23 protein-coding genes are annotated in these 20,814 nt (G+C 27.4%); 11 read left to right on the forward strand and 12 right to left on the reverse strand.

Going from position 1 to position 20,814, the window contains the following annotated elements; genetic code table 11:
- Positions 1-27 precede the first annotated feature (27 nt).
- Positions 28-1,926: a murein L,D-transpeptidase gene (locus tag BT997_RS07515; protein ID WP_072680818.1), complete on the forward strand. Its 1,899-nt coding sequence runs from the start codon at positions 28-30 to the stop codon at positions 1,924-1,926.
- 2 nt (positions 1,927-1,928) lie between these two features.
- On the opposite strand, the gene BT997_RS07520 is transcribed toward BT997_RS07515, so the two are convergent.
- On the reverse strand, positions 1,929-3,053 hold the full coding sequence (locus tag BT997_RS07520) for a hypothetical protein (protein ID WP_072680819.1): 1,125 nt from the start codon (positions 3,051-3,053) through the stop codon (positions 1,929-1,931).
- A 136-nt stretch (positions 3,054-3,189) separates the two neighbouring features.
- On the opposite strand from BT997_RS07520, the gene BT997_RS07525 reads away from it, so the two are divergent.
- Both BT997_RS07525 and BT997_RS07530 read left to right on the forward strand, forming a co-directional pair.
- A complete protein-coding gene (locus tag BT997_RS07525) occupies positions 3,190-3,711 on the forward strand; it encodes a hypothetical protein (protein ID WP_083568562.1) in 522 nt (173 codons plus the stop codon).
- Positions 3,712-4,401 carry an SDR family NAD(P)-dependent oxidoreductase gene (locus BT997_RS07530; RefSeq protein ID WP_072680820.1) on the forward strand — a complete coding sequence of 230 codons (690 nt, stop codon included), beginning with the start codon at positions 3,712-3,714 and terminating at the stop codon, positions 4,399-4,401.
- Between the two features lie 20 nt (positions 4,402-4,421).
- Here BT997_RS07530 and sstT read toward each other — a convergent pair whose 3' ends face one another.
- Both sstT and BT997_RS07540 read right to left on the reverse strand, forming a co-directional pair.
- Positions 4,422-5,630, reverse strand: a complete 1,209-nt coding sequence (gene sstT / locus BT997_RS07535; RefSeq protein WP_072680821.1) for a serine/threonine transporter SstT — start codon at positions 5,628-5,630, stop codon at positions 4,422-4,424.
- Positions 5,631-5,748: 118 nt separating this feature from the next.
- Entirely contained in the window at positions 5,749-6,996 is a 1,248-nt protein-coding gene (locus BT997_RS07540) for an OFA family MFS transporter (protein ID WP_072680822.1), read from the reverse strand.
- 146 nt (positions 6,997-7,142) lie between these two features.
- On the opposite strand from BT997_RS07540, the gene BT997_RS07545 reads away from it, so the two are divergent.
- Complete coding sequence (locus BT997_RS07545) at positions 7,143-7,667, forward strand: PAS domain-containing protein (protein ID WP_072680823.1); 525 nt, start codon at positions 7,143-7,145, stop codon at positions 7,665-7,667.
- Here the strand turns inward: BT997_RS07545 and BT997_RS07550 are convergent.
- The gene (locus BT997_RS07550) at positions 7,664-7,876 is read right to left on the reverse strand and encodes a cysteine-rich CWC family protein (protein ID WP_072680824.1); all 213 of its coding nucleotides are present in this window, start codon (positions 7,874-7,876) and stop codon (positions 7,664-7,666) included. The two genes, BT997_RS07545 and BT997_RS07550, sit on opposite strands and share 4 nt — an antisense overlap.
- On the reverse strand, positions 7,869-8,786 hold the full coding sequence (locus tag BT997_RS07555) for a class I SAM-dependent methyltransferase (protein WP_072680825.1): 918 nt from the start codon (positions 8,784-8,786) through the stop codon (positions 7,869-7,871). The genes BT997_RS07550 and BT997_RS07555 overlap by 8 nt, the downstream gene beginning before the upstream one ends.
- A gap of 128 nt (positions 8,787-8,914) precedes the next feature.
- Here BT997_RS07555 and BT997_RS07560 point away from each other — a divergent pair, with 128 nt between their 5' ends.
- Complete coding sequence (locus BT997_RS07560; protein WP_072680826.1) at positions 8,915-9,682, forward strand: TSUP family transporter; 768 nt, start codon at positions 8,915-8,917, stop codon at positions 9,680-9,682.
- Here BT997_RS07560 and greA read toward each other — a convergent pair.
- Together greA and BT997_RS07570 are read right to left on the reverse strand one after the other, a co-directional pair.
- The gene (gene greA / locus BT997_RS07565; RefSeq protein ID WP_072680827.1) at positions 9,679-10,167 is read right to left on the reverse strand and encodes a transcription elongation factor GreA; all 489 of its coding nucleotides are present in this window, start codon (positions 10,165-10,167) and stop codon (positions 9,679-9,681) included. The genes BT997_RS07560 and greA overlap by 4 nt on opposite strands.
- Before the next feature lie 4 nt (positions 10,168-10,171).
- Positions 10,172-11,731 carry an FMN-binding glutamate synthase family protein gene (locus BT997_RS07570; RefSeq protein ID WP_072680828.1) on the reverse strand — a complete coding sequence of 520 codons (1,560 nt, stop codon included), beginning with the start codon at positions 11,729-11,731 and terminating at the stop codon, positions 10,172-10,174.
- A 214-nt stretch (positions 11,732-11,945) separates the two neighbouring features.
- Here BT997_RS07570 and BT997_RS07575 point away from each other — a divergent pair, with 214 nt between their 5' ends.
- The 3 genes from BT997_RS07575 (at position 11,946) to sfsA (ending at position 14,728) form a co-directional block, all read left to right on the forward strand.
- Entirely contained in the window at positions 11,946-12,692 is a 747-nt protein-coding gene (locus BT997_RS07575; RefSeq protein ID WP_072680829.1) for a 4Fe-4S dicluster domain-containing protein, read from the forward strand.
- Between the two features lie 64 nt (positions 12,693-12,756).
- Positions 12,757-13,917, forward strand: a complete 1,161-nt coding sequence (locus tag BT997_RS07580; protein WP_072680830.1) for a multiheme c-type cytochrome — start codon at positions 12,757-12,759, stop codon at positions 13,915-13,917.
- A 115-nt stretch (positions 13,918-14,032) separates the two neighbouring features.
- Positions 14,033-14,728 carry a DNA/RNA nuclease SfsA gene (gene sfsA, locus BT997_RS07585; protein ID WP_072680831.1) on the forward strand — a complete coding sequence of 232 codons (696 nt, stop codon included), beginning with the start codon at positions 14,033-14,035 and terminating at the stop codon, positions 14,726-14,728.
- On the opposite strand, the gene BT997_RS07590 is transcribed toward sfsA, so the two are convergent.
- Positions 14,720-15,007, reverse strand: coding sequence for a hypothetical protein (locus BT997_RS07590; RefSeq protein WP_072680832.1), 288 nt, complete (start codon positions 15,005-15,007; stop codon positions 14,720-14,722). The two genes, sfsA and BT997_RS07590, sit on opposite strands and share 9 nt — an antisense overlap.
- A gap of 174 nt (positions 15,008-15,181) precedes the next feature.
- Here BT997_RS07590 and BT997_RS07595 point away from each other — a divergent pair, with 174 nt between their 5' ends.
- Positions 15,182-15,385 carry a YgaP-like transmembrane domain gene (locus BT997_RS07595; protein WP_072680833.1) on the forward strand — a complete coding sequence of 68 codons (204 nt, stop codon included), beginning with the start codon at positions 15,182-15,184 and terminating at the stop codon, positions 15,383-15,385.
- 1 nt (position 15,386) lies between these two features.
- Here BT997_RS07595 and BT997_RS07600 read toward each other — a convergent pair whose 3' ends face one another.
- Positions 15,387-16,505: a PQQ-dependent sugar dehydrogenase gene (locus BT997_RS07600; RefSeq protein ID WP_258239448.1), complete on the reverse strand. Its 1,119-nt coding sequence runs from the start codon at positions 16,503-16,505 to the stop codon at positions 15,387-15,389.
- 21 nt (positions 16,506-16,526) lie between these two features.
- Positions 16,527-17,081 (reverse strand): DUF922 domain-containing protein, encoded by a 555-nt coding sequence (locus tag BT997_RS07605; protein WP_072680834.1) that lies wholly within the window; start codon positions 17,079-17,081, stop codon positions 16,527-16,529.
- Between the two features lie 494 nt (positions 17,082-17,575).
- Between BT997_RS07605 and BT997_RS07610 the strand changes: the two genes are divergently transcribed.
- Both BT997_RS07610 and BT997_RS07615 read left to right on the forward strand, forming a co-directional pair.
- Positions 17,576-18,949 (forward strand): NAD(P)/FAD-dependent oxidoreductase, encoded by a 1,374-nt coding sequence (locus BT997_RS07610; RefSeq protein WP_072680835.1) that lies wholly within the window; start codon positions 17,576-17,578, stop codon positions 18,947-18,949.
- A gap of 9 nt (positions 18,950-18,958) precedes the next feature.
- A complete protein-coding gene (locus BT997_RS07615) occupies positions 18,959-19,246 on the forward strand; it encodes a peptidylprolyl isomerase (RefSeq protein ID WP_072680836.1) in 288 nt (95 codons plus the stop codon).
- A gap of 2 nt (positions 19,247-19,248) precedes the next feature.
- Here BT997_RS07615 and BT997_RS07620 read toward each other — a convergent pair whose 3' ends face one another.
- Positions 19,249-19,938, reverse strand: a complete 690-nt coding sequence (locus BT997_RS07620; protein ID WP_072680837.1) for a hypothetical protein — start codon at positions 19,936-19,938, stop codon at positions 19,249-19,251.
- 70 nt (positions 19,939-20,008) lie between these two features.
- Positions 20,009-20,767: an alpha/beta fold hydrolase gene (locus BT997_RS07625; RefSeq protein WP_072680838.1), complete on the reverse strand. Its 759-nt coding sequence runs from the start codon at positions 20,765-20,767 to the stop codon at positions 20,009-20,011.
- Positions 20,768-20,814: the final 47 nt, after the last annotated feature.

Genomic DNA, 20,814 nt, shown 5'->3' on the forward strand with positions numbered 1-20,814 from the left:
AATTCAAAAAATTATTTAGGTTATTAAATGAAAAGATTTAACATTATTTTAGTTTTATTAGGGATTCTTACATTTTCATACGCAGATATAAATGTTGAAAAAGAAGTAAAAGTATTTGAAGAAAATACAAATGATAAAATAGTTGAAGAGATTATTGATTTAGAAAAAGAGTTTAAAAATAATACTTCTATTATTTTAAAAAAACTACTTAAAGCTAAGAAAATACCATCTACTCTAAGTAGAAACCTTACCAAGAAATACTATAGAAACTTTGATTATTCTACTTTTTGGGTTAATAAAGAAGGTATTAAGCCAATGGCTTTTTCTTTAATAAAATCAATAGAAGAAGATGAAGTATTAAAACCATATAATCAAAAACTTTTTAAATTAAATAAAATTAATGAAACAATTAATTCTATTCAAACAGATGAAAATATTGACTTAAAAAAATTATTAACTCTAGATATTATGTTAACTAGTACTTACCATGAATATATGAGATATCTATCAAGAGGATTTATTGATTGGAAAAAGTTCCAAACAAAATTAAAAAGCTTAAATGAAAAAAAAGAAATAATTGCAAACTGGAAAAAATATAGTGTTAAAAAGAATATTAGAAAGCTACTATATGAAGCAGTAAAAAATGACAATATTTTTACTGCAATAGATCAAGTAAATTATACTTTCCCAAAAGCAAAAGAACTATCAAATTTAATTAAAGAATATGAAAAAATTGCACAAGATGGTGGTTATGTAAAAATACCAAAGATTAAAAAATCTTTAAAAAAAGGAAATTATTATCCTGAAATTAAAATTTTAAGACAAAGATTACTTCAAAGTAAAGATTTAGAAACTACAAATTGTATAGAAAAAGAAGAAAAAAAAATTAATCTTATAGAAGAAAATTTATTTAAAAAAGAACCTCAAATTGTTACTACTCAACTTGATAAAGAAACAGCAACAGTAGAAATTAAAAAAGAGCCTGACACTCCAATAAAGGATTGTTTAGAGTTATATGATGAAAATGTTTTTCAAGCAGTAAAATCTTTTCAAAAAAATCATGGTCTAGTTCAAGATGGGGTTGTTGGAAGAAATACTGTTTCTAGATTAAATATCTCTATAGAGAAAAAGATTAAAAAAATGAGAATCAATCTTGAGAGAATGAGATGGATGCCTAGAACTTTGGGAGAAAAATATTTAATTGTAAATATTCCTGATTATAAATTAAAAATGTATAATAATGGAGAAAAAAAACTAGATATGGCTGTTGTTGTAGGTGAATATAAAAATCCTACACCTATTTTTAGTCATAAAATGTCATCAATTGTTTTAAATCCATATTGGAGAATACCTCAAAGAATTGTAAAAAGAGAAATTATTCCTAAACTTGTTGAAGATCCAAATTATCTAACAGACAGAGATATCAAAGTATTTGAAAATTGGAGTCATAAATCAATGGAATTTGATATGCAAAATGTTGATTGGAGTATGTATTTAGATAATGATTTAATAGGAAACACACAACAAGCACCAATGAGATTTATTCAAATACCTAGTAACCAAAATCCTTTAGGAAGAATGAAGTTTATGTTTCCAAATAGATACTCTGTTTATTTACATGATACTCCATACAAAAGACTCTTTAAAAACAATAAAAGAGCTTATTCTCATGGTTGTATTAGACTATCAAGACCTCATGACTTATTAAAAACAATTGCAGAAGAGGATTCAAGAGTTGATTACACAAAAGCTAAAGAAATTTTAAATGATATAGAAAAAACTGATTTAGATTTAACTAAGAAGATTCCTGTACATATTGTATATTTAACATCATGGATTGATGATAATGGAAAAGTACAATTTAGAGATGATATTTATAGATATGATAGAATGCAAGGTAACCTTTTATATAAAAAGGCCCTTTAACTTTAATTGAAAGAGAAGTTTTTTAACTTCTTTTTTATGTCATCAACTTCTCTATTTGTAAAGAAATATTTGTCTTCTACTATATATTTCATAAATCTAACTTCTGCATTTGTAAAACCATCTAATTCTTTCTCTTTTACAGAAGTTTCTTTATTATGAATTCTAACACGTTTTAATTTTCCATTTTTATTTTTGACATAATATACAATATCAAAATCTTTACTATTTATTTTTTCAATCGTTACATAAATATTTACTATTGTTTCATTATACGAAGGAACAATATTTAAAAAATCATCTACATCTACAAAACCTATATATAGTTTAGTAAAAATATCAAAATATAGAGACAATCTTTTAGATTTGAAAAATTCTAAATTTAAAGGTATTTCATTTTTTTCTCTTGATTTTTTTAGTATCCATTCTAAAGTTTGAAAATATATAAACTTATTTGTCCTAATAGAATATGCTTCCATAAATTTATTCTGTTTATATTGAGAATCTAGATTTCTTTTTTTCTTTGTAAAAACAAGTTTCTTTAAAAGTTCATTATCTCTTAAATCTTTTGTAATCCAAATTGTACAATATGAAGGAAAACGGTTTAATCCAACTGTACCTTCTGTTAATACTATCAAAGCTCTAATATGCAAATTAGGGAATAAAACTTTTAATAAAGCATATTTTTTATCTAATCTTTTATTTAAACTTACTGTTTTTTTTGAAGTACTCATTTCTACAAAATACAAAGCATCTTCTGTAAAAAATAGTGCATCAAACTCACTAATATCTTTATAATTTGATTTATAAACAATTTGAAGACTTCTATCAATCATAAGTCCAGTTTTATAGAATTTATCAATTCTATTTTGATGAGGCCCTTTTAATATAAACTTTGTGATGATATCTTTACTTAAAGCATAGTCCAATAAAAGTTCATAAATTATATTTTCATAAACTTCACCTTTAAAACTATTATACGTAGCAATATTTTCAAGTGAAATATCTTGTTCATTTGATTTTAAAAGTGGTTTTACATTTCTTGAATCGTATTTGTAGTAGAAAAGGTTGTCTTCTATTTTTGTAATATCTAAATTTTTAATTTCATTTGTAATTTTTAATTGCTGCAATTTACTAAAAAAAGTTATTTACTTTTTTCTCTCCATACTCTATAATTTAGCGGATTATATCTAAAGTATAGAATTTTGTAAAGTATAATTAAAATAAATATAATTATAATGTACAAAAGAAAAGAAAAAGATTTTAATGAAACAATTTTTTATATTAATTACAATTATTTTAAGCTTCACAGCATGTAGTATCAAACATGATAATATTAAATTAAAAGATAGATCATATGAAAATAAAAAAATAAAAAAATTAGCAAGAGATATTTTATCTTTATCAAAAGAAATTGATAAAAAAGAAGCACTTAAAGTCTCATATGATGCAATAACTTATTCAAAATACTTAGCAAACAAATTTCAAGTAGTAAAGCCTGCATTATTTCATAATACTTTAATAAATTTAAATTTAAAAGAAAAAGGTTTTTGTTACCATTACGCAAATGAATTACAATTATATCTAAAGACAAAGAAGTTTAAAACTTTTAACTTTATACGTGCAGTGGCAAATAGAGGGGAATATTTTGAGCATAGTAGTCTAGTTCTAACTAGAGATGATGTATCCTTTGAAAATAGTATAATTTTAGATGCATGGAGAGATTCAGGTGAACTATTTTGGAGTAAAGTAAAAGATGACGTTAAATATAAATGGGAGAAGAAATAGATGAGTAAAAATATTTTAATAACAGGATGTAGTTCTGGTTTGGGACTAGCTCTTACTAATTATTATCTAGAACAAGACTATAAAGTATTTGGAATCAGTAGAAAAAATCCAAATATTAAAAATAGCAACTTTTATTTTAAAGAATTTGATTTATCAAAATTAAAAGAGATAAAAACTTCTCTTACAAGTTTTATTACACAAATCGAAAATATTGAAATAGTATATTTAAATGCTGGTACACTAGGTGAAATAAAAGAGATGACAAAACTTTCATATGAAGAGATTAAAGAAGTATTAGATTTAAATGTTTTTGCTAATAAAGAGCTTCTAGACATACTTACAACGATTAATGTAAATAATATAATAGGAATATCTTCAGGAGCTTCAAAAAATGGCTCAAAAGGATGGGGAGCATACTCTTTATCAAAGTCATCATTAAATATGTTAATCAATTTATACTCAAAAGAAATGCCAAATACAAAACTACTTGCTGTTGCACCTGGAGTAATTGAAACACCAATGACTGATTATATTAGATTTGAAGTTGATGATACTATTTATACTTCTGCAAAAATACTAAAAAGTGGAGATATACAAAAGCCAGATATTGCAGCTAAAAGATTAAATGAAGTTATTAAAAAAATAGATAACTTTGAAAGTGGTTCATTTATTGATGTAAGAGATATCTAAAGATAACCAAGCTTAAAAGCTTAGTTATCTTTATGACAAGCTGCTGTAAAAACTACATCTGTAGACGAGTTTAGTGCAGTTTCCATAGAATCTTGAACTACACCAATTACAAAACCAATTGCTACTACTTGAAGTGCAATATCATTTGAAATACCAAATAAAGAACAAGCTAAAGGAATTAAAAGTAATGATCCTCCTGCAACTCCAGAAGCCCCACAAGCTGCAAGTGCAGAAATAATACTAAGTAATAATGCTGTTCCTAAATCAATGGTCATTCCTAAAGTATGTACAGTTGCTAATGTTAAAACAGTAATAGTAACAGCAGCACCAGCCATATTAGTCGTAGCTCCTAAAGGAATAGAAATAGAATACGTATCCTCATTTAAATTTAACTTCTTACAAAGATTTAAATTTACAGGGATGTTTGCAGCACTACTTCTTGTAAAAAATGCCGTAATACCACTCTCTCTAACACAAGTAAAAATCAATGGATAAGGATTCTTTCTTGTCTTAATAAATACAATGATTGGATTAACAACAAAAGCAATAAATAGCATAGTTCCCACTAAAACAAGAAGAAGTTTTGAATAACTTAAAAGTGCTGCAAAACCAGTTTGTGCAAAAGTATTAGCAACTAAACCAAAAATACCAAAAGGAGCAAGCTTAATTATAAACTTTACGATTTTAGTAATACCAGTAGAAACATCAAAAAAGACATTTTTTGTATCTTCTGAACTATAGTGCATAGCAAAACCTATTGCAATAGCCCAAACTAAAATACCAATAAAATTACCTGTTTGCAAGGCATTTACTGGGTTATCAACCATATTAAATAATACTGTTTTAAGTACTGTTATCACACTATCAGGAGGAGTTGTTACTTTTTGTGCAGCATCTAAAAGTACAAGTTCAACAGGAAATAAAAAACTTGCTAATACTGCAATAAGAGCAGCCAAAAATGTACCTATTAAATATAAAACCACAATAGGCTTCATACCTGTTTGAACACCTACTTCTTTAGTAGCAATAGCTGTAGCAACTAAAACAAAAACTAAAATAGGAGCAATAGCTTTTAAAGCTCCTACAAAAAGCGTACCCAAAATAGAAAATGACATGGCTAATTCCTTTGAAATTAAAGCCACAACAACACCTAAAACAATACCAATTAAAATCTGTAAAACTAAGTTTCCATTGGCATACTTTGAAACTAGTCCATTACCTTCTTGCATAATCCATCCTAAAAATTTTCAATAAATAAAGCTCTCTTAAAAAAGAGAGCTAATTTTTATTTTTAAGATTATAACTAAGAAACTTTTTAATTTAGATTATATATTAATTTCTTTTTAGTTACTTATTAATTTCATTTTGTTTTTGAATAGTTTTAATATTTATAAGCATGAGGATTGAGATTATAAATGCAATTATAAAAAAACCTGCAAATACATATAGTGTTTGAGAATAACTACCGGTAACATCTTTTACAATAGAAATAATCAAAGGTCCTACAAGTCCAGCAGCAGCCCAAGCTGTTAATATGTATCCATGTATAGCTCCTAGTTCTTTTGTTCCAAATATATCACCAATATACGCAGGGATAGAAGCAAAGCCACCTCCATAACAAGACATAATAAAATATAAAATAAATTGAAATAAAACTATTTCTGTAATTGATGGTAAAATATAAAAAGCAACAGCTTGTGTAGCAAAAAATATTATATAAACCACTGGTCTTGTTAAATAATCAGATAATGAAGCCCAGAATATTCTCCCTGCGCCATTAAATATTCCCATAAGCCCTACAGCAGCAGCGGCAGCTATTGCAGATATTCCAACAACTTCTTGAAGTAAAGGAGATGCTACTCCAATAATAGCAATTCCACAAGTTACATTAATAAATAACATTAACCAAAGACCATAAAATCGTGGAGTTTTAATCGCTTCATTTACACCTAAAATAGATAAATCTTTTTTTAGCTTCTTTTTACCTTCTTCAAGTTTTTTCTTGAACTGTTTAGGCATATAATTTTCTTCGGGAGCTTCTAAATAAAGTGCAGATAAAAACATTACTATAAAATAAATTGCTCCAAGAATAAAAAAAGTACTTGCAATTCCTACAGCTTCAATCAATATCTTTATCGTAGGTCCCCAAATTGCAGAAGCAAATCCAAAGCCCATAATTGCAAGCCCTGTAGCCATTCCTCTTTTATCAGGGAACCATTTTACAAGTGTTGATACAGGAGAAATATACCCTATTCCTAAACCACAACCACCTAATACTCCATAAAAAAAGTACAAGAGCATTTTTGATTCCATCATTATTGCTAAACCAGAACCAATAGTCCCTAATCCAAAAAGAGAAGCTGCAATTAAAGCTGAAACTCTAGGACCATTCTTTTCTACAAATTTTCCCATAAGTGCAGCTGATAATCCTAAAAAGAATATAGCAATACTAAAAGAAATAGTTACATCTGTCAAAGTCCAAGAGAGTTCTTCTTGAATAGGTTTTACATAGACGCTCCATGCATAAACTGAACCAATACAAAGATGCACACCAACAGCGGATAAAGCCATCAACCAACGATTTTTTTCAATCATATATATTCCTAAAATAAAATTAGCAAAATTTTAACAAAAAATATTAATATATTAGTTAAAAAGGTAAAGTAATATTTACCTTTCTTTTAACATTAATTAAGCATTCTCCTAAAAAATAAAAGATATACTTTTTTAAAGGACTTTAAATGAGCAATGTCGTAGCAAAAGATGATGAAATAAAATTAGAAAACAATAGATATTTAGTAAGTGAAACTGATGCAAATGGGGTTATCACTTATTGTAATGATTACTTTACACAAATCTCTGGATATACTAGAGAAGAGCTATTAGGGCAACAACATAATATTATTAGACATCCTGATATGCCAAAAGTTATATTTAAATTGTTATGGGAAAGAATCCAATCAGGGAAAAATATAAATGCAATTGTAAAAAACCTTGCAAAAGATGGAAGATATTATTGGATTTTTACAGAGTTTAAAACTAGAGTAGATTTAGACACAAATGATATTATTGGTTATACAGCTCATAGAAAAACAATTTCTCATGATGCAGTAGAAGTTATTTCAGAACTATATGCAAAATTAAAAGAAATAGAAGAAAAAGAAGATATGGACGCAGCAGAAAAATATTTGAATGAATATTTGCAAACAAAAGACAAAAAAATAAACTTTGTTAATCTATTAGACCATATTCACAAATTCTATTAAACAAATCTTTTAATAAACTCTTTTTTATTTTTTTTAAATAAAAGTATGCACTCTTTACAGATGCATGCTTTCAATTTAAGCTCATTAGGAATAAACTCTCTTAAATCCTCAGGTACTTTTATCTCATTACACCAGCAATTATTATTTGGAATATGTGCCATACAATTATTATCTTTTTTACAAAAAGGACAAACCTTTGGATTAATCAACTTTTTCACCCCTTTTAAATATCAAATTTTTAAGAGTTTTTTCTTCATTGTTTGTGGGAAAAGTATCTAAATTTTCAAGTCTTTTTACATATTTAAACTCTAGAGTATTTTCTTCAAATAACTCTTTCATAAAAGAACTACTAAGCTCTGGGGCATTTAAACAAGATAAAATTATACACTCTTTTGAAGCTAATTGTTCAAGTCTTTTTACAATCTTTACATAATCAGTAGTAGCTGCAAAACTTCCTTTTTGAAAAGAAGGTGGGTCAATTATTATCACATCATATGGAGCATCTTTTTTTATCCTACTCCACGATTTTAATATATTATATGGCAGAAACTTTACTTTCTTTGTATCATGATTATTTAGGTGATGATTTTTTCTTCCTGTACTTAATGCACCTTTAGCCATATCTACATTAACAACTTGCCTAGCCTCACCTTCAATAGCACTTACAGAAAAAGCACAAGTATAAGAAAATAGATTTAGAACATTTTTCTCTTTTGAGATACTTTTTATATACTCTCGCCCTATTTTCATATCAGGAAAAATTCCAATATTCCTATTTGAAAAATTAATACTATATTTTAAAGCATTTTCTATAGTAATGCACTCTTCATCAATTTCACCAAAAACAATTTCACTAGGTGCTTTTGACAAATATCTTCTTTGTACAATAAAAGTTTTAAAATCATTCTGTTTTGCTATATTTTCTAAAAGAGATATTAATTCATCTTCCAATACAACTTCATCAAAAAAAGATGCAAAAAGAATCTTATCTATACTATCAACTGTTAAAAAACTAAAATTATCATAAAAATTTCCACGTCCATGAAAAACTCTTTTAAACTCTTGATTTTTATCTTTTAGATTTTCTAAAATCAACTCTTCCAATTCGTTAATATTCATATATCATCCATATTTTTTTGTATTTTACTAAAATAATATATAATATAAAGAATCACGTATTAATTGTAACTTTTTAGAAACTATTATACAATTTTTAGATACACTTCAAAAAAACTAGAAAGTACTTTATGGAATTCCTTCAAGATATATCAACTACGTGGATTATTATATTTATTATAACTGGCTTTGTTGCTGGATATATTGACTCTATTGCTGGTGGTGGTGGGATGATTCAAGTCCCAGTACTTTTATATAGTGGAATACCTCCAGTTTTTGTTTTAGCAACAAATAAAATGGCAAGTCTTTTTGGTACGCTTATGGCAACAATCAAATATTTCTTATCAAAAAAAATATCACTAAAAGTTGTAAGCATAGCTATAATCCCATGTTTAGTAGCTTCTTATATTGGAAGTGAACTTGTTATGTTTTTACCTGACCATATAATCCAATGGGCAATTTTAATCTCTATTCCTATTGCTTTAATTTTTTTATTAAAAAAAAGTAAAGAGATAAAAGAAGAAAATACAAAACTTACAAATAAAAATATAGTCTTAGCAACAGCTCCAATTGGTTTTTATGATGGTTTATTAGGGCCTGGTACGGGAACATATATGACAATTTCTATGAAAAAATTTTTACACCTAGATTATATTATTTCAACTGCATCAACTAAACCCTTAAATCTAGCTACAAACGTAGGTTCAGCAATTGCTTTTTTACTTGCAGGAAAAGTACTTTGGATGATTGCAATTCCTATGGCAATAGCAAATATGGCAGGGTCTTGGACAGGAAGTCATTATGCAATAAAAGGTGGAGAAGCTTTTATTAAAAAAGTACTGATATTTGTTTTAGTTTTTATGCTTTTAGCAAATATTATAAAAATAATTGTAGGTTAAATTCCCTCTGGTTTATATAAATTTACTTCTAAAACTTCATATTCATAAAAACTATCATTTATTTTAAATTCAAACTCTTCATGTAAAGTTTTTCCCAATAAAACTTTACCTAATGGAGATTTATTAGAAATTTTATTTTCATTAGGATTAGTTTCATAAGTTCCTACAATTATATATATTTTCTCTTCCTTATTATTTAAATCTAGAAGCTTAACACAAGAGCCAAAATTTACCTTCTCATGGGGTATTTTTGAAGTCTCTATCACATCTGAATTATTAATAATCTTTTCTAAAAACCTTAATCTTTTGTCAATATTTCGTATCATCTCTTTTGCAGAGATATACTCTGCATTTTCACTTCTATCACCATGAGCAGCTGCAATTTCTTTCTCTTTTACCCAATACGGTTTTTCTACTTCTACAAGTATTTTAAACTCTTTTACTATTTTTTTATATCCAAACTCTGTAATTAATTCATTTTGCATAAAATTACTTCATAAATCTTTCAAAATCTTCAGGATATGGACTATTAAGCAAGTCACCTTTTCTCATAGGAGAAAATAATTCATCATATCTTTTATAACTTGTTTGATCTAATCTTCTAAAGATATGTGTTCTATTAAGTTTACTATAATCATCAAGTCCTGCAGAAGCTAATATCTCAACAAAACTCTCTACTGTTCCACTATGAAAGTTTGCAACCCTTTGTTTTTTATCTTCTACAACTAAACCTTTTGTAAACCTAGCATCTTGTGTTGCAACACCTGTAGGACAAGTATTTTTATGACACTGTAAAGCTTGAATACAACCAAGACTTAACATCATACCTCTTGCACTTGCACAAAGATCTGCTCCTAAAGCTAAAGCTTTTGTAATATGCATACCATTTAATACTTTTCCAGAAGCTATAATTTTAATATCATCTTTTAAATCAAACCCTCTTAAAGAATCAACTACAAAAACTAAAGCTTCACGTAAAGGCATTCCTACTGAGTTTGTATATTCAAGTGGAGCTGCTCCAGTTCCACCTTCCCCTCCATCTACTGAAATAAAATCAGGTTTAATATCTAGCTCAATCATAGCTTTACAAATCTCAATAAACTCTTCTTTTCTTCCAATACATAGTTTAAAACCAATTGGTTTCCCATCACTTAAATCTCTTAATTTCTTTACAAATTTTAAAAGTCCTTCTACAGAGGAAAATGCACTATGTGTGGGAGGAGAATCAACTCTTGTATTTGCTTTAACTCCCCTAATCTCTGCAATTTCTGCTGTGTTTTTATAAGCAGGTAAAATTCCTCCATGACCGGGTTTTGCACCTTGTGATAGTTTTATCTCTATCATTTTTACATTTTGGGTTTTAGATTTTTCTGCAAACTTTTCTTCATTAAAGGTACCATCATCATTTCTACAACCAAAATATCCCGTTCCAACTTGCCAAATCAAATCACAAGCTGTATTTAAATGATATCTACTTAATCCACCTTCACCTGTGTTAAGGGCAAAATTACCAATCTTTGCACCATGACCTAAAGACATAACTGCATTTGCACTTAATGCTCCAAAACTCATAGCAGATACATTTAAAATTGAAGCAGAATAAGGTTTTTTACAATCAATTCCACCTATAGTTACCCTTGGACTTTGTTCTAAATCATGTGCTTTTAAAGCTTTTAAAGAGTGTCCTATCCACTCATATCCTGCTTTGTAAACATCAATTTTTGTACCAAAAGGAATTGTACCTGCAAGTTTTTTTGAACGTCTATAAACAACCGTTCTCATCTGCCTACTAATTGGTACTCCATCAATATCTGATTCAATAAAATATTGTCTAAAAGGAGGTCTAAGTTCTTCTAAAACCCATCTCATTCTTCCAACAATAGGAAAGTTTCTCCATAAAGAGTGTTTAGTTTGTTTTATATCATACAAACCTAAAGCAATAGTAATTAAAAATATAACTCCTAACCAAAGAAAAGATAGATTTACTATGGATAATATTATTATAACAATAGTACCAAAGATTATATAGTTTTTAAATAGTTTCGGCATTTAGACTCTTTTTTTAGGGATATTATATTATTTATATCTTTAAATAATTTTTCATGATATTGTTTTTCTTTAAACTTCTAAAATAGTCTAGGAATAGTTACTATCTTAAACAGTCGTATATTTAAATTGTGAAAAAATATTAAACTTGATATATCTCATTTTATTTTCTCTTAAAAAATTATATTTTAGAAATAATAAAAAGAAGAGAAAATAAATGCCTGAAAAATTAAAATTAGAAAGAAGAGACTTTATTCAAAAATCAACTCTTGGTATTTTAGGACTTTTTGCAATGGGTGGAATAGCAATATCTCCACACTTAAATGCACAAGAGTTTAGACTAAGACCTCCAGGAGCTCAAGAAGAAAAAGACTTTTTATCTTTATGTATCAAATGTGGTCAATGCGCCCAAGTATGTCCCTACCATAGTATAGAACTAGCAGATATTACAAAAGGTCATGGAGTAGGAACACCATATATAGATCCGATGCAAAGAGCTTGTTATCTTTGTACTGCAGTTCCATGTGTACTTGCTTGTCCAACAAATGCTTTAGATCATAATACAGAAAAGCCAGAAGATGTCCATATGGGTATTGCCGTATTTAAATTTTCAAACAAATGTATAGGAATAAGTACAGAAGAAGTTACGAGAAAAGATATTGATAGAATATATACTCACCCGCATACAAATAAATTGGAAAAAGACGTATTAAAAAGACTAGAAGAGTATGAGGATGAACAATGTACAATCTGTGCAGATTTATGTCCTTATCCAAACTCTGCGCAAGCAATTGAAATGATTGAGGATAAAGCAAACAACGGTAAACGTCCAAAAATAAATTCATCATGTGTAGGATGTGGAGTTTGTGCAGAGCTATGTCCTACAGCTGCCATTGAAATTGAATCAAGATTAACATACGAAGATTATTATATTAGAGGAAAGAGAAATAAGAAAATCTTATAATTGATATATATCATTTTTTGATAATTTGATTTTCTATATACTTCAAAAAAAACAAGGAAAAATAATGAAAATACTACTATCTATAGTTTTTATCTTTATAAATTTATTTGCAAATGAATTTGTAAAAAGTAATACATGTAAAGGTTGCCATCCAACAATTTATGCAGAGTTTTACGAATCATCACATAGAAAATCTTCAACTTTTGAAAACCCTATTCATAAGGCTGTTTGGGATTTACATCCAGATAAAGAAAAAGAATCATACACTTGTGCAAAGTGTCATACCCCAACTGATTTAGAACTTTTAAATAATCTAAAAGAAGAGAAAAAAGCCTTACCAAAACAAAACCATGTACAAACTCAAGAAGCAATTTCTTGTGCATATTGTCATGGAATCAAAGATATAGAAGAACATGCAAAAATGAATGAAAATATTGTGACTTTAAAAGATAAAGTATTTTATTCTGCAAATGAAAATCTTAGAAATGAAAAAAATAAAGGGTTCAAAGATGAAATTACACTTTTTGGGATGATGAAGAAAAAAACTGGTTCTCCTTATCATAAAATAGATTACTCAAATACAAACTTCTATACAGGAAAAATGTGTATGGGATGTCACTCTCACTTACAAAATGATAACAACTTTGATTTATGTAGAGTAGATAGTAAAGGTGCCAAAGATGAAGAAACAAACTGTATTTCATGTCATATGCCAAAAGTAAAAGGTACTGCAACAACTATTAAAATCACAAAAACACATAGATTTCATGGTTTTGCCTCAGCATCAAAAAACAAAGACCTTTTAGCTAAATATATAAAAATAAAATTTAAACAGAAAAAAGATTTCTTTGAAATATCAATAAAAAATGAAGCTAGTCATAATATGTTTTTACAACCTCTAAGAGTTGCTCAGTTAAAAGTAAATGTTTTAAGAGGTAATAAAACGATTAAACAAGAGACAAAATCATTTATGAGAGTTATAGGAAAAGATGGGAAACCAACTATGCCATGGCTTGCAGACAGTGAAATTAAAAACAATATGATAAAAGCAAATGAAAGAAGAGTTATAAAATATGACTTTAAACTTCAAGAAAATGACAAAATAGAGGTTGTTTTTGGATACTACAAAGTTAATCCCAAAATGGTAAAAAAATTAAAACTTGAGAACCATAAAGAATCAACAGATTTCAATATCCTAAAAAGTGAATTCTTTCACAGTAAATAACTTCATATAGAGTAGTACTTTAAAAGTATTACTCTATTCTGCTTTAACTCAAACTCTTTATATATTTAAAAGTTAAGCATAGTATCATACTGCTATTATTATTTTAAGGTTATAAATGAAATTTCAAGAACTTATTGCTGGGAAATTAGTAAAAAGATATAAAAGATTTTTAGCAGATATTATATTAGAAAATGGCGAAGAAATTACTGCTCATGTACCAAATAGTGGAGCTATGACTTCATGTATAGAAGAGAATTGTCCAGTATGGGTAACTTTTCATGACAATCCAAAACGAAAATTAAAATATACTCTAGAGCTAACTAAAATAGGTGAAAATCTAATCTGTACAAATACAGGAGTTGCAAATAAAATTGCAATAGAAGCAGTTGAAAATGGTACGATAGAAGAACTTCAAGGTTACACATCTTTAAAACCTGAACAAAAATATGGACAAAACAGTAGAATCGATATACTACTAGAAAAAGAAGATGAAAAATGTTATGTTGAAATTAAAAGTGTAAGTTTAAAAATAGATGATAAACTAGCCTTTCCAGATGCTGTTACAAGTAGAGGAACAAAACATCTAAATGAATTAAGAGATATGGTTCAACAAGGACATAGGGCTGTGATGTTATACGTTATTCAAAGAACTGATAAAGCATCTTTTAGATTAGCACATGAAATAGATAAAAAGTATGCTGAAACATTTAAAGAAGTTATGGATTTAGGAGTTGAAGTTTTAGTCTATCAATCAGATATAAATCATAAAGAAATAAATGTCAAAACAAAAGTGAAGATGGAATTAACTTAATTCCACTCCACAACTTTGACACTCTTTTCTAAACCATCCTCGTCCAGGAAACTTTCCGCACTTAGGACACTTCCACATAAAAATAGTAAATCCCATATATAGCACAAATCCAGCAATACCTGCTCTAAACCAAAAATCTTGGTCTTGTCCAAATACTTCAGTCCTATCTTTTATAATCATTACAATACTTGGCGTTAAAAGTATAAAAAAGATACCAGCAGCTATTTTTGCATTTAATATAACTTTGGCAAATTCTTCTTTTATATTCCTATTACTCATTTAAATCCTTAACATAATTGATAATTTAAAAAGATTATACCAAGTAACTGTAGCAATAAGAATGCAAGTTATTAAAAATTTTATAATTTACTATGAAAGAGCTAGTTTTTTTTATTAAAAAAAAGCTAAGTTTTATAAGATATAATTATGAAAAATTATAAAGGAAACTTATAAATGAATATTTTTGATAAGATTAGAGCTTTTTGTAGACCTTTTAGAATTGTACTTGGACTTGTACTTATTGCAGTTGGTATTTATACTGGAAACGCATGGTTTTATTTAGGTGTTTTACCCTTACTTGCTGGACTAGCTGACTTTTGTCCTACTTGTATGATAAGTAAAAAATGTACTCCTAAAAATCTAGAAGGATCTGTATAGTTTAGTTTCTGCTTGAAGGTACAAGCTTATAGATATTTCCACTATCAGTTGAAATAACTAAATTCCCCTTTGGAGATTGGATAACATTTCTTATTCTTTCTCCTAACTCTTCAAGAAGTCTTTCTTCTTTTATTTCTTTATTGTATTTATCAAAAACTACACGATTTAGATGTCTTAGTTTTAATGCACCAGAAAAAATATCACCTTTCCATTTAGGAAAAGTATCACCACTATAAACTATCAAAGAACTAGGAGCTATAGAAGGTATATACACTTTTTTTGGTTGAATCATCCCTTTTTTATGAGTACCTTCACCAACAGGAAGAGGATTCCAATACTCTTTTCCATAAGAAATAACAGGCCAACCATAATTTAAGCCTTTTTCAATAAGATTTATCTCATCCCCACCTCTTGGTCCATGCTCAATACTCCAAAGCTTTTTGCTTTCTTTATCATAAAAAAGCCCTTGAGGATTTCTATGTCCATAACTGTAGATTTCAGCTAGTTTTTCTTTTTGATTTATAAAAGGATTATCTTTAGGAATTGTTCCATCTAAATTTAATCTTATAATAGACCCAGCATGATTAGATAAATCTTGAGAGTTTTTTCTTACTCCTCTATCCCCAATAGAAAAATAGATATGATCCTCTTCATCAAAGGCAATTCTACTTCCAAAGTGCCTAGTTGTATCTGTAGCTGATTTTGTAATTAATAAATCTCTCCATTCAATCAAACTATTATCTTTTAACTTTGCTTTTGCAAGTGTCGTTACACCCTCACCTTTTATCTCTTTAACATAAGTAAAATATAAAATGGAATCACTTATAAAAAAAGGCGAAGCTTGAACATCTAAAAGCCCACCTTGCCCATCATACAAAATATTTGGTGTATTAATTATATTTTGTAGTTTCTTAGTATCAGTATTTAAAACAACAATCTTACCACTCTTTTGGGTAATTAGAAGTTCAGAATTTGAAATAAAAGTCATACCCCAAGGAACATTCAAATTTGAAGCAAGCTTTTCTAAATTAACATTCATACCTTCACTTTGAAAAGTAAAAATTGTTTGCGCAAAAAGAAAAGATTTGAATACAAAAAAAGTAAATATATATTTCATCATAATAAAACTCCTGGTTTTTTATTATATTTTTACGCCCTTTTTTCGACCATAATCTGTTTTTTTATCATATTCTTTACTTTTCTTTCTATACTTTTTTATAATTTTCTTTTTGTCTACTCTTATTTGCTTTCTAAATTTATCACAATCACGAGGAGAGCCATAAGATAGTAATTTCTTTTCAATTTCTTTCGCTGCTTGTACTGCAAATTTTTCATGCTTTTTTTGATATGAGATAAGTTTTCTTTCAAACTTTGAAAAAGGATTTTTTACACTAAACTTTACACTCTTCTTAGGAGTTAACCTAGGTAATATTGTCTTAATATTTAAATCAACATAAACTTTTGTAACTCTACATTTTCCTTTATATTCATAACTTGTATTAACTTCCCATACTGTATCAGCATAAAGTTTTTCACCTGATTTCTTTATCGGACTTTTACTTAATAACTGAGTTTTAATATCTTTCTTCGATTTAGGATAAATATCATAATACTTAATTCTTTTTTCAACTTTTACTTTTGCAGATACACTAAAAGGTATCAAAAGTAAAAAACATAAAACAATTACTTTTTTCATTGTATTCCTTATTTTATAATTTTAATAATTATAACAAAACTTATCTAATCTTTCTTAATATTACAGGTAACTGTCAATATTTGCATTAAGATTATATTTATGCTTCGTATTTTTATTATATTTTTTTATAATTTTTTGTATTTCATTATCAAATTTATTTTTAAATTTTTTACAATTTCTTTAAAGTTTAATACTCCAAGTTTTTTGTTAATCTCTTTCATAGCTTTTATTATATAATATTCATGTTTTTCACTTTATTATAAAATCTTTTAAAACTACTCCTTCTATTATAACTCACTTTTTGTTTTTTTGATATCTTAATAAAACTATTACTATCTTTGCTATTGTTTTTATATTACTAGCTTCGCAACTATTTTTCTTTTCCAAAGTTACATAATCTAAAAAATATTCAAATTTGTAACTTCCAAATATTTATACACAAACAATAAATATTTATAGTATATACTATTCAATCAATTTAAAAAGGCTATAAAATGAAAAAATTCGATTTAATAATCATTGGTGGGGGAAGAGCAAGTAATCTTGCGGTAACAGCTGGCAAAAAAGGTTTAAAAGTTGCACTTGTTGAAAAATCTACTTTAGGTGGAACTTGTCCAAATAGAGGTTGTGTTCCTTCTAAACTACTTATTGGTTATGCCCATGTAGCAAGAGCTATAAAAGAATCTGACAGACATTTTATAGATTCTTCAATAAATAATATAGATGTAGAAAAAATATTTGAAGAGACTAATAACTATGTTTCAAAAATAGATTCAAGATATGAGAGTAGATTTAATGAAAATGTAGAAATATTTAGAGGAACGGGTTCATTTCTTTCTAATAATATTGTAAAAGTAAATGATGATGAATTAACCGCACCTAAAATTGTCATTGCAACTGGTACAAAACCAATTAAAGCTGGACATGAAAAAGCTTGGACAAGTGATGACATTTTTCCATTAAAAGGAAATATTCCTAAATCAATAACAATAGTAGGTTCAGGGTTTATAGCCTGTGAACTTGCAAACTTTTTTTCAGCACTTGGAATTGAAACAAAACTCTTATCAAGAAGTCAAAGAATTTTAGGAAATGAAGATAAAGATATATCAGCAATTTTTAAAGAAGAGTTTACAAAAAGTGTTGATATTGAATTTGATACAACTATTCAAAATGTAGAATATAAAGATAATAAATTTGAATTAACTTTAGATAGTAAATCAAAAGGTCTTATAGAATATACAAGTGAAGCCTTACTTTATGCAACGGGAAGAAAATCAAACTCGGGAAGTCTTCATTTAGAAAATACAACAATAGATATAAATGAAAGAGGATTTATACAAAGAGATGAATTTTTTGAAACTTCTGCAAAAGGAGTTTATGTAGTTGGAGATGCAGCAGGAGAACATATGTTACAACATGCAGCTGCTTACGAAGTAAACCATTTAGGTAGAATATTACTTGAAGATTGTAAAGAACCACTAAACTTTAAATATATGCCACATGCTGTTTTTACAGAACCAGAAATTGCAAGTGTAGGAATAACTGAACAAAAAGCAGAAGAACAAAATATAGAATATGTAACAACAACTACAAACTGGTTGGCAAGTGCAAAAGCAATGTCAACAAGGCTTAAATATCCAGTTACAAAGTTTATAGTAAATCCAAATACTTATGAAATACTTGGATGTCATATGATTGGACCTGAAAGTTCTACTATGATGCATCAAGTATTAGCTGTAATGCATATAAACAATGATATAAGGCATATAAAAGAGATGTTATACATTCATCCTGCACTTAGTGAAGCATTGCTTCCTGCTGCTGTTGAGGCTGTGAAAGAAATAGAAAGATATAATACAGGTTCGTAAAGGATTTAAATGGCAAAAGCAACAGCAAGACATATATTATTAAATAATGAAAAATTAGCTAGAAAATTAAAAAAAGAGCTTATAAAAAAAGATATAACATTTGAAAAAGCTGCAAAAAAGTTCTCTAAATGTCCATCTGGAAAAAGAGGTGGCAGTTTAGGAACTTTTGCAAAAGGTGAAATGGTAAAAGAGTTTGATAATGTAATTTTTTCTAAAGATGGCCAACTTAATAAAATCATTGGACCTATTAATACTCAATTTGGTTTTCACTTGATTGAAATACAAGCAAAATACTAAAACTATATCTCTGGAATAGTTTTAGTATTTAATATTTTAAACTCTTTTAAATCTATATTTGAACTATAAATAGTATTGTTTTTCTGATATAAAACTATCACCTCATCATCATTGACAAAACTCCAAGAAGATAAGCTCTGTATATCACTTAAAACTTCTCTATAATTTTTACCACCAATATCAGAAAATGCCATTGTAAACCTATCTTTATAAGTTAATCTTCCATCACTATTTGAGTCTTTACTAACTATTTTATACATTAAAGCTTTTGTGTCTTTAATTTTATCTTCTAATCTTTTTTTAGAAATAGGATAAAGATTTAAAATCAAGTTTTTATTCGAATCAAATAACCATGAGGAATTAGTATTATCAATATTTGTAAATAGATAATTTTTTATAGAACTTGCACTTTTAGAGTAATATGACTGTTCATAGTTTTGAACAGAAACCAAAGGTATAACTATATACTTTGAATTAAAAACTCTATTATTTTGCCCTAATTTATAATGTTCATCTAAATTAGAATCTTTTTCTATATTTACAATACCAGATACAGCTCTTTTTGAAGTGTTATTTTTAATAATCTCATAACTACCATATATCAAAACTATTAAGCCTAAAACTCCAATAGCTAATATAATTATAGAATTTAATCTCCATATAAATTTAAAAAAACTACTTTTTTCTTCCATTGTTATTTCCTATGTTATTTCCTAAAATATTTTAAAAAGCCTATAATAATTTCGTAGATTTAAAGTGAAATTAGCCTATAAATTTTTCTAATTGATTAGCAAAAAACACTGGACACTCTATCATAGGATAATGCCCAGCTTCCATACACTCTACTAACACTAAATTTGGATAATACTTTACAAACTGTTTTTGTACTGTATTTTTATGAAAAGCTGGTAAGTCATACTTTCCAACTATGATACAAACTTTTGTTTCAAGACCTTCAATTTCTTCTGAAAAATCATTTGAAAGATACATATTCATGTAACCAAGTTTTGCTTCTAAAGTTGAACAATTATGAGCAAGCTCTTTTCTATAATCTTTCCATATTTTATTGTATCTTTTTGAAGCACCCTCAACTACTTGTTCTATTACACCATTTTCTTCTTTTACATTTGTAAGAAGTTTCTCTTTTGCACTAGGAGTCATTTTTATACCAATAGGAGGTATAGGAGTAATAAGAATCAAGGTCTTTACTTGTTCTTGTAAATCTAAAGCTATTCTTTGAGCTATTAAAGAAGACATTGAGTGACCAAGTAAATGAAATTTATTTAATCTAAGTTTTAATATAAGATTTTTAATATCATTACAAGCTTCAAATAAATCAAATTTACCCTCTATATCTTTTGATAACCCATAACCTCTGAAATCAACAAAAATAAAGGTATGTTTTTCTGTATCCAAATATGGAACTGTAGCATCATAATTTGTATGATCACCCATCCATTCATGCATAATAATCACAGTTTGAGAACCATTTCCAATTTTTTTATAATTTAATTCAGCCATAATATACTCACAAATTTTTTTGTGAGTATATCAAATTTTTTAAATAT

This window comes from Arcobacter sp. LA11, assembly GCF_001895145.1.
Classification (GTDB): domain Bacteria; phylum Campylobacterota; class Campylobacteria; order Campylobacterales; family Arcobacteraceae; genus Halarcobacter.